The following is a 9,259-nucleotide window of genomic DNA, read 5'->3' as shown; positions in this document are numbered from 1 at the left end:
CAGCGGGTGGCCATCGCCCGCGCGGTGCTCGGCGATCCGCCGCTGCTGCTCGCCGACGAGCCGACGGGCGCCCTTGACTCGCGTTCGGGAGCGGTCGTGATCGAGCTGCTGCACGAACTGCACGAGGCGGGCACGACGGTGGTGGTCATCACGCACGACCGCGACATCGCCGCCGACCTGCCCCGCGAGGTGCGGCTGAAGGACGGCCGGATCGAACACGACTCCGGCGACGCCGACGGGGGACCTTCGACGGCCCTCGTCCCGGAGGGGGCCCTGCGATGAGCACGATGAACGCGACCAAGGAGCTGGAGCCCGCGGCGGGTGGCGGGCCGCCGCGCCGTCCGAGGCCCGCCCGGATGAACCCCGCGGACGTGCTGCGGGTCGGCGGCTCCGGGCTGCGCTCACGCCCGATGCGGGTGTTCCTCTCGGCGCTCGGCATCGCCATCGGGATCGCCGCCATGGTCGGTGTCGTCGGCATCTCCACCTCGTCGTCGGAGAACCTGGACCGCCGTCTGGCGGCGCTGGGCACCAACCTCCTTACGGTGACCCCCGGCACGTCCTTCAGCGGGGACGACGCCCATCTGCCCACCGAGGCCGTGTCGATGATCGGCAACATGGAGCACGTCGAGTCGGTGTCGGCCATCGGCAGGACGCAGGCGAAGGTCTACCGCAACGACCACACGCCCAAGCAGGAGACCGGCGGCCTGACCGTCAGCGCCGCCCGCACCGACCTGCCGAAGTCGGTCGGCGCCGAGATCGTCGACGGGCGCTGGCTGAACGCCGCCAACAGCCGCTATCCGGCCGTCGTCCTCGGCCCCAAGGCCGCCGCGCAGCTCGGGGTGCACCGGGCGGGCGACGACGTGCGGGTGTGGCTCGACGGGCAGTGGTTCACCGTCGTCGGCCTGCTCGCCGCCAACGAACTCGTCCCGTCCCTGGACTCCTCCGCCCTGGTCGGCTGGTCGGAGGCGGAGCGCCAGCTCGACTTCGACGGCTATCCGACGGCCATCTACACCCGGGCCGACGATGGGTCCGTCGGCGATGTCCAGGCCGTGCTCGGCGCCACCGCCAACCCCGAGACGCCCAGCGAGACCGAGGTCTCGCGGCCCTCCGACGCGCTCGCCGCCAAGGAGGCCACCGACGACGCCCTCAGCGGACTGCTCCTGGGACTCGGCGGGGTCGCCCTGCTCGTGGGCGGGGTCGGGGTGGCCAACACCATGGTCATCTCGGTCCTCGAACGCCGCTCCGAGATCGGCCTGCGCCGCTCGCTCGGCGCCACCCGCGGCCAGATCCGCACCCAGTTCCTCGCGGAGGCCCTGCTGCTCTCCGCCCTCGGCGGACTCGGCGGCGTCCTGCTCGGCATCGCCGTCACCGGCGGCTACGCCTCCTACCAGGGCTGGCCTTCGGTGGTGCCGGTGTGGGCCATGGCGGGCGGGGTCGGCGCGACGCTCGTGATCGGCGGTCTCGCGGGGTTCTACCCGGCCGTGCGCGCGGCCCGGCTGCCCCCGACGGAAGCCCTCGCCACCCACTGAGACCGTCCCTGAGCGATGGCCTGCCACACCCCGGACCGCGGTGCTCCCGGTGGATTCCTCCCCCGGACCTCGGGGGCGCCGCGCCCGTCCGCGCCGGCACCGCGCCGATCCCGGCGGACGACGCGGACGGGGCCCCGGGCCGGGGCGGCTCAGCGCGCGGGCAGCTCCGCCAGCCGGGCCAGGCGCCGGAAGGAGTCGAGCAGGCCCGCCCGGTCGTGCGTGCTGGTGGTCACCATGACCTCCTGGGCGCCGCTCTCCTCGAGCACCCGCTCCAGCTCGTCGGCGACCTGCTCCTCCGTGCCGTACAGCTGGCCGCGCAGCCCGGACGCGTAGAAGCCGCGCTCCTTCTCCGTCATCGTCAGGGACCGCACGTACTCGGCCGTCGGGAGCGGCGGGAACGTGCCGTGGGTCCGCGCGTACGCCATCGACCAGGCCTCCGGTATCAGCAGCCGGTGTGCCTGCTCCTCGCTCGCCGCGACCGCGACGGTGCCCGCGACGACGACGTACGGCTCGGCCCGCCAGGGCGAGGGCCGGAACGCGGCGCGGTAGGTGTCGATGCCGCGCAGCATCTTCTCGCGGTCCTTGAGGTCACCGATGACCAGCGGGAGTCCCGCCTCGGCCGCGATGGCCGCTCCCTCGCCCACGGCGAGGACGAACGGCGGGACGGTGAGGCCCTCGGCGGGGCGGGCGTGCACCCCGGTGCCGGAGGTACCGCGGAACCAGCCGAGCAGTTCGGCGAGGTGCGCGGCGAAGTCGTCGGCGTCGTGCTTGTCGCGCCCGAGCGCCTTGCGCACGCCGTCGGTGAATCCGACGGAGCGGCCGAGCCCCATGTCGATCCGGCCGGGGAAGAGCGACTCCAGGACGCCGAACTGCTCGGCGACGACGAGCGACCGGTGGTTCGGCAGCATCACGCCGCCCGTGCCGACCCGGATGGTGCGGGTGGCCGCCGCGACGGCCGCGGCGAGGACCGTGGGCGCGGAGCCCGCGACGCCGGGCACTCCGTGGTGCTCGCTGACCCAGATCCGGTGGTATCCGAGGCTCTCCAGGTCCTGGGCCAGGCGCACGGTGTCGCGCAGGGCCTCGGGACCGTCGTGTCCCTGACGGGTGCGCGAGCGGTCGAGGACGGAGAAGCGGGTCGCCGCGATCAGTGAACTCACACAGAGGACAACGCCCGGCGCGCGCCACCATTCCCCGCCGCGCGCTCCGGCGGTGCCGCGGACCCGCGCTGACTACGCTGGCACCCGTGAACGACGACAGCAGAGCTACGGCTGAGGACAGCGGACCTCCGGCCGACGGCAGCAGGCCGCTGGCCGTGTTCGACCTGGACAACACCCTCGCCGACACCGCCCACCGGCAGCGCCACCTGGAGAGCAGGCCGCGCGACTGGAACGCCTTCTTCGCCGCGGCGCCCCAGGACCCGCCGCTGGCCGAAGGCGTGGCGCTGGCCCTGGAGAGCGCGGGGGAGTGCGAGGTCGGCTATCTCACCGGCCGCCCCGAGCGCTGCCGGGCGGACACCCTGGACTGGCTCGCGCGGCACGGACTGCCTCAGGGTCGCGTGTGGATGCGCCGCGACGCCGACCGGCGCCCCGCCCGCCGCATGAAGCTGGAGATCCTGCGCGAGCTGGCGCGGACCCGCGAGGTCCGCGTGCTCGTGGACGACGACATACTGGTGTGCGACGACGCGGAGCGCGCGGGCTTCACCGTCGTACGGGCCCGCTGGGCGGACGCGTCCAGGGAGCTCAGGGACGCGCAGGAGCGCGAGGGCAGGACGTGAGCCGGGCCCACCGGGGCCGGTCGGCGGCCCGTGGTCAGGCGCTCTCGCCGTCCTCCAGGCGGAAGCCGACCTTCAGGCCGACCTGGTAGTGCTGGATCTGCCCGTCCTCGATGTGGCCGCGGACCTGGGTGACCTCGAACCAGTCCAGTGAGCGCAGGGTCTGCGAGGCGCGCGTGATGCCGTTGCGGATCGCCTGGTCGACGCCCTCGTGCGAGGTGCCGACGATCTCGGTGACGCGGTAGGTGTGGTCCGACATGGGGTCCTCCGGCGGTGGGTGACGTGCGTCGTGGACATGCGTCACTCCACCGTGCCCCAGCCGCTCCGGTCGCGCGAGATAACGAACTGGCTATTGACCGATTCATTGGTACATACCAAGATTCAGCCGTACCCGTTCGAGCCATCTGCTCATCCCCCACGTCGGGCCGACCTTCCCCTGTCCGCAGGCAGAAAGTGACCCCCGTGAAGCCGCACCGTCGCGCCCTCATGCCCCTCGCGCTCGTCCTCTCCTCATCCGTCCTGCTGGCCGGGTGCGGGCTGCTGCCCGGGGGAGACGAGAGCAGGACCGTCACCGTCTGGCTGATGCAGGGCAGTGCCTCCAAGGAGTTCGTCGACCGCTTCACCGAGCAGTTCGAGAAGGACCACGGCGACATCGACCTGGACATCCGCGTCCAGGAGTGGAACGGCATCGCCACCAAGGTCAAGAAGGCGCTCAAGGACGAGAGCGCCGACGGCCCCGACGTCATCGAGGTCGGCAACACCCAGGTCGCCCAGTACGTCGACGAGGGCGGCCTGTACGACCTCACCCTGGAGTCCGCGCGCGACCTCGGCATGGACGACTGGCTGCCGGGCCTCGCCGAACCCGGCCGCTACGACGGCGCCCAGTACGGCATCCCGTGGTACGCCGCCAACCGCGTGGTGATCTACAACAAGGACCTCTTCGAAAAGGCCGGAATCACCCGCCCGCCCCGCACCCGCGAGGAGTGGCTCGCGGACACCCAGAAGCTCAACTCCGGCGGGAGCCAGGGCATCTACCTGGCGGGCCAGGACTGGTACACGCTGGCCGGGTTCATCTGGGACGAGGGCGGCGACCTCGCCAAGGAGACCAAGGAGGACTCCGGGGACTGGCGCGGCAGCCTGCACTCGGCGGCGGCTCTGCGCGGCATGGACTTCTACCAGCGCCTCCAGGCGCTCGGCCGGGGCCCGCGCGGCGCCGACGAACAGCACCCGGAGCAGGCCGGGGTCTTCGCCAAGGGTGACGTCGCCCAGATCATCGCGGTGCCCGGCGCGGCACGGGCCATCGAGGAGAAGAACCCCGGCCTCAAGGGGAAGCTCGGCTACTTCCCGATCCCGGGCAAGAAGGCGGGCGAGCCCGGCGCGGTGTTCACCGGCGGCTCCGACTTCGTGGTGCCCGAGGCCAGCGACGACCACAAGGGCGCGGTCGCGGTCATCCAGGCGCTCGCGGGCAAGAAGTGGCAGACCGACCTGGCGCGGACCATGAACTACGTCCCGAACAAGGCGAAGCTGGCCTCCGCCGTCTCCGGCGAGGAGGGCGCGGCGGCCATGGCCGTCGGCGCGGCCAACGGCCGGGCGACCCCCAACTCGCCCCGCTGGGCCGCCGTCGAGGCCGACAACCCCATCAAGGGGTACATGACGGCCGTCCTCATGGGCGGCGACGCGGCGGCCGAGGCCCGCAAGGCCTCGGCCCGCATCACCAGGCAGCTCGGCGTGGGCGGCGGGGGCATCTGACACCGGCCGGGCCCGTGCCCGGACCGCCCGGCGCCGGTTACGCCGCCGTGCTCAGCGACAGCGCGAAGCGTCCCCTCTCGTCCGTCCACCAGTGGTCCAGGTGGAGTCCGGCGGCGGCCAGTTCGGTGCGTACACCCTCCTTGCGGAACTTCGCCGAGATCTCCGTGCGCAGCTCCTCGCCCTCGGCGAAGTCGACGGCGAGTTCCAGAGCGGCGATCTTCACCGTCTGGTGGACGGTGGAGCGCAGCCGCATCTCGATCCACTCGTTCCCGGGGTCCCAGACGGCGACGTGCTCGAAGGCGCCCGGGTCGAAGTCGGCGCCGAGCTCGCGGTCCATGACGGCGAGGACGTTCTTGTTGAACGACGCCGTCACGCCCGAGCGGTCGTCGTAGGCGGCGACGAGCACCGAGGGGTCCTTGACCAGGTCCGTGCCGAGGAGCAGCGCGTCACCGGGGGAGAGCAGATCCCGCACGGAGGCGAGGAACGCCGCGCGCTCGGCGGGCAGCAGGTTGCCGATGGTGCCGCCGAGGAACGCCACCAGACGGGGTCCCGGCGTCCCCGGCAGCGCGAGGCCGCGGGTGAAGTCGGCGATCAGGGCGTGCACGTCGAGCGCGGGCCGCTGGGCGAGCAGGGCGTTCGCGGCGCCGGTCAGCGCGCTCTCGCTGACGTCCACGGGGACGTAGGTGTGCAGCGAGTCCAGGGCGTCGATGAGATGGCGGGTCTTCTCGGACGAGCCCGAGCCGAGCTCGATCAGCGTACGGGCACCGCTGCTCGCGGCGATCTCGGCGGCCCTGGCGATGAGGATCTCCCGCTCGGCCCGGGTGGGGTAGTACTCGGGCAGGGTGGTGATCTCCTCGAAGAGGGCGCTGCCGCGCGCGTCGTAGAACCACTTGGGCGGCAGCGTCTTGGGCGTGCGGCTCAGTCCGTGCAGGACGTCGGCGCGCAGGGCGGCGCCCGTGGCGTCCTCGGGCAGGGTGCGGGTCAGCAGGAACGGGCTCACGCGAGGGGCTCCTTGAGCGGTGTCAGCAGTACGTCGGTGCGGCTTGCGGCGAGCAGGGTGCGGTCGGGCACCTCGCGCCAGTGGGGATCGTCGTCGTAGGGCTCGGAGGCGACGACGGTGCGGCGGCCCGGCTCCGCGAGGTACCAGAGGGTGTCGCCCCAGGCGGTCGCGGTGATCGTGTCGCCGTTGGTGAGCAGCAGGTTCAGCCGGGAGCCGGGGGCCGCCGCGGCGACTTCAAGGACGGTGTCGGCCAGGGCCTGCCCCTCCTCGTCGCCGCGCCGCAGCCGGTTGAGGACGAGCGCCCACACGAGCGCGGAGTCGCAGCGCGCCTCCATGGAGAGCAGCTCGGCGGGCGGCAGGCCCTGCGCCAGCGGCGCGAGCGAGCGGGGCCAGCCCGCCACCGCGCCGTTGTGACTGAAGAGCCACCGCCCGGCCGCGTACGGAGCCGCCGCGGCCTCGCCGTCCGCGCCCGCCTCGGTGGCGTCACGCACCGCCGCCAGGAGCGCCCCGGAGCGCACGACGCGGGCGAGGTCGGCGAAGGAGCCGTCGGCCCAGATGGGGCCCGCGCGCCGGTAGCGGGCGGGTTCGGGGTCGCCCTCCGCGTACCAGCCGACCCCGAAGCCGTCGGCGTTGACGGTGCCGTGGCGCTGGCGCCTGGGCTCCCAGGACTGGCGGTACAGGCCGTGCGGGGGCGCGACGACGAGGCTTCCCAGCGGCTGTGGCGGGCCGAGGAAAGCGAGGTGACGGCACATCAGCCCACCACCGGGTCCGGGGAATCGGCCGGCCCGGCGTCCCGTGCGGTGCGGAAGCCGGAGAAGATCTGCCGCCGCACCGGGTGGTCCCAGTTGCGGAACGTGCCCCGGCACGCCACGGCGTCCACGGAGAAGGCGCCGCCGCGCAGCACCTTGTAGTCACCGCCGAAGAACACGTCGGAGTACTCGCGGTAGGGGAACGCGGCGAAGCCCGGGTAGGGCAGGAAGCCGCTGGACGTCCACTCCCACACATCGCCGATGAGCTGCCGCACGCCCAGCGGCGACTCGCCCGCGGGGTAGCTGCCCGCGGGGGCGGGGCGCAGATGGCGCTGGCCGAGGTTGGCCCGCTCGGGGGTGGGGTCCTCGTCCCCCCACGGGTAGCGCGTGGAGCGGTCCGTCGCCGGGTCGTGGCGCGCGGCCTTCTCCCACTCCTCCTCGCTGGGCAGGCGCCGGCCCGCCCAGCGGGCGTAGGCGTCCGCCTCGTACCAGCTCACATGCATGACGGGCTCGTCGTCGGGCACCGGCTCGACGGTCCCGAAGCGGCGGCGCAGCCACTGGCCGCCCTCCTGGCGCCAGAACAGCGGCGCGCACAGCTTGTTGCGCTGGACCGTCGCCCAGCCCTCGGGCGTCCACCAGCGCATCTCCTCATAGCCGCCGTCGGCCATGAAGCGCTGGTAGGCGGCGTTGGTCACCGGCGTGGTGTCGATGAAGAACGGCGGGACCAGGCAGCGGTGCGCGGGCCGTTCGTTGTCCAGGGCCCACGGTTCGGTGGAGGTGCCCATGGTGAACGGACCGCCGGGCACCAGCACCTCCGAAGGGCCGGTGAAGGGCGGCCCCGGCCGCGGGTCGGGGGCGGTCAGCGCCGTGGGTCCCGAGCGGAGCTGGTGGGTGATGAGCATCGTCTCGTCGTGCTGCTGCTCATGCTGGGCGATCATCCCGAAGGCGAAGCCCGCCTCGGTGAGCGCGGTGCCGTGGAACGGTGTCCTCTCCAGTACGTCGAGGACGCGCCCGCGCACCTCCGCCGCGTAGCCGCGCGCCTCGGCGGGGGCGAGCAGCGGCAGGCTCGGCCGTTCGGCGCGCGGGTGCTCGAAGGCGTCGTACAGCGAGTCGATCTCGGGCCGCATGGCGTCGCGGCCCGCGACCGCGCGCAGCAGCCACTGCTCCTCCTGGTTGCCGATGTGCGCGAGGTCCCAGACGAGCGGCGACATCAGCGGCGAGTGCTGTGCGGTCAGTTCGCCGTCCTCGACGCAGCCGGTCAGGACGGAGGTGCGCTCGCGCGCGGTGAGCAGCGCGGCGAGCGCGCGTTCCTTGAGGACTTCCGGGTCGGTGGTGGAGCCGGTCATCGGTGTGCGTCCTTCCCCGTGGTGTCGTGAAGCCCCGTGGTGTCCTGCCGCCGGGCGGCGTCGAGCAGGTCGTCGGCGGGGCAGCGGCCCCGGGCGACGTACTCCTCGGCGTAGGTCGCGACGGCGTCCCGCACGGACGTGTCGGCGCCCGTCCGGGCCAGCGCGTCGCCCGCGGCGGCGAAGCAGGTGACGGCCGCCTCGCGCAGCTCGGCGTCGGCCGGGCCATGGCGTGCGGCGTCCAGCCAGAGCGGGCTGTGCGGGCCGGTGGCCGACCCCGGCGGACCGTCCCGCTCGGCGAGCGGCTTGACGGCCCGGTAGGCGGTCTCGGCGGCCTCCGGGTCGTCGAACAGCGCGCTGGTCACGGCGAGCGGCACGATCCAGCCGTCCTCTCCCGGCTGGGCGTCGATCATGCGCAGCTCCAGGTGACCGCGCGCCCTGACCGGCGGGAACAGTGTGGTCAGGTGGTAGTCGAGATCCTCACGGGTCGGGGGTCTGGGGTCGCCGGAACGGATCCAGGAGCGGAAGGAGAGGCTCTCGGGAACGTCCCAGGGACCCTCGCCGCGCGCCGTCCTGACACACATGACCGGTGCGTCGAGGACATGCCGGGTCCAGGTCTCGCGCGGTTCGCCCTCGAGCGGCGGGGCGCCGGATCTGCCGGGTACGATGCCCGCCCACACCGCCTGCCGGGTGGAGCGCCAGCCGGTGGGCCGCCCCTCCTGGAGCGGGGAGTTGGCGAACGCGGCGACCAGCACGGGGCCGAGCAGATGCGCGAGGCGCCAGCGGCGCGCGTGTCCGAGCGGTCCCGGCTCCTCGTGCCCCGCGTCCACGCAGACCTGGACGGACGCCGTGGAGCACATCATCCGGCGCCCGGCGGGACCCCCGCGGTCGAGGGAGGCCTCAAGGGCGTCGTAGCGGGGCTCGCGCAGCACGCGTACGGGGGGCCGCCAGGGATCGGCGCCGAAACCGCTGAGGGTGAGGTGATGGGAGTGCAGCGTGCCACGGACGGCTTCGAGATCGGCCTGTACGGCCGACACACACTCCGTCAGTGAGGCGGCGGGCAGCGAGCTGAGCTCAAGCTGGCCGCCGGGTTCGAGGGTGAGGGGGGCGTTGAGGGG

General features: G+C 73.6%; 9 protein-coding genes and 1 pseudogene. 4 read left to right on the top strand and 6 right to left on the bottom strand.

Features of this window, described 5'->3' with window-relative positions; translation table 11 throughout:
- A pseudogene (locus tag AB8Z36_RS22555) lies at positions 1-282 on the top strand (ABC transporter ATP-binding protein); the annotation flags it as partial.
- The gene (locus AB8Z36_RS22550) at positions 279-1,529 is read left to right on the top strand and encodes an ABC transporter permease (RefSeq protein ID WP_369215173.1); all 1,251 of its coding nucleotides are present in this window, start codon (positions 279-281) and stop codon (positions 1,527-1,529) included. The pseudogene AB8Z36_RS22555 and the gene AB8Z36_RS22550, both read left to right, overlap by 4 nt.
- 149 nt (positions 1,530-1,678) lie before the next feature.
- Here AB8Z36_RS22550 and AB8Z36_RS22545 read toward each other — a convergent pair whose 3' ends face one another.
- Positions 1,679-2,686: an MsnO8 family LLM class oxidoreductase gene (locus tag AB8Z36_RS22545; protein ID WP_369215172.1), complete on the bottom strand. Its 1,008-nt coding sequence runs from the start codon at positions 2,684-2,686 to the stop codon at positions 1,679-1,681.
- Positions 2,687-2,772: 86 nt separating this feature from the next.
- Here AB8Z36_RS22545 and AB8Z36_RS22540 point away from each other — a divergent pair, with 86 nt between their 5' ends.
- A complete protein-coding gene (locus tag AB8Z36_RS22540) occupies positions 2,773-3,303 on the top strand; it encodes a phosphatase domain-containing protein (RefSeq protein ID WP_369215171.1) in 531 nt (176 codons plus the stop codon).
- 34 nt (positions 3,304-3,337) lie between these two features.
- On the opposite strand, the gene AB8Z36_RS22535 is transcribed toward AB8Z36_RS22540, so the two are convergent.
- The gene (locus AB8Z36_RS22535; RefSeq protein WP_369215170.1) at positions 3,338-3,559 is read right to left on the bottom strand and encodes a dodecin; all 222 of its coding nucleotides are present in this window, start codon (positions 3,557-3,559) and stop codon (positions 3,338-3,340) included.
- 227 nt (positions 3,560-3,786) lie between these two features.
- Between AB8Z36_RS22535 and AB8Z36_RS22530 the strand changes: the two genes are divergently transcribed.
- Positions 3,787-5,049, top strand: a complete 1,263-nt coding sequence (locus tag AB8Z36_RS22530) for an extracellular solute-binding protein (protein ID WP_369215174.1) — start codon at positions 3,787-3,789, stop codon at positions 5,047-5,049.
- 37 nt (positions 5,050-5,086) lie between these two features.
- Here AB8Z36_RS22530 and egtD read toward each other — a convergent pair whose 3' ends face one another.
- From egtD to egtA, 4 genes are all read right to left on the bottom strand, one after another.
- The gene (gene egtD / locus AB8Z36_RS22525) at positions 5,087-6,049 is read right to left on the bottom strand and encodes an L-histidine N(alpha)-methyltransferase (protein WP_369215169.1); all 963 of its coding nucleotides are present in this window, start codon (positions 6,047-6,049) and stop codon (positions 5,087-5,089) included.
- Positions 6,046-6,801: an ergothioneine biosynthesis protein EgtC gene (egtC, locus tag AB8Z36_RS22520; protein WP_369215168.1), complete on the bottom strand. Its 756-nt coding sequence runs from the start codon at positions 6,799-6,801 to the stop codon at positions 6,046-6,048. Before egtC ends, egtD begins: the two co-directional genes overlap by 4 nt.
- A complete protein-coding gene (gene egtB / locus AB8Z36_RS22515; RefSeq protein WP_369215167.1) occupies positions 6,801-8,144 on the bottom strand; it encodes an ergothioneine biosynthesis protein EgtB in 1,344 nt (447 codons plus the stop codon). The genes egtC and egtB overlap by 1 nt, the downstream gene beginning before the upstream one ends.
- On the bottom strand, positions 8,141-9,259 hold a 1,119-nt coding region (egtA, locus tag AB8Z36_RS22510; protein ID WP_369215166.1), incomplete at its 5' end, for an ergothioneine biosynthesis glutamate--cysteine ligase EgtA. The genes egtA and egtB, both read right to left, overlap by 4 nt.

Origin of the sequence: Streptomyces flavofungini (genome assembly GCF_041028215.1) — a bacterium.
Taxonomy (GTDB): Bacteria; Actinomycetota; Actinomycetes; order Streptomycetales; family Streptomycetaceae; genus Streptomyces; species Streptomyces flavofungini_B.
Note: the sequence above shows the minus strand (reverse complement) of the source record. Positions and strands in the feature narration are given on the sequence as shown.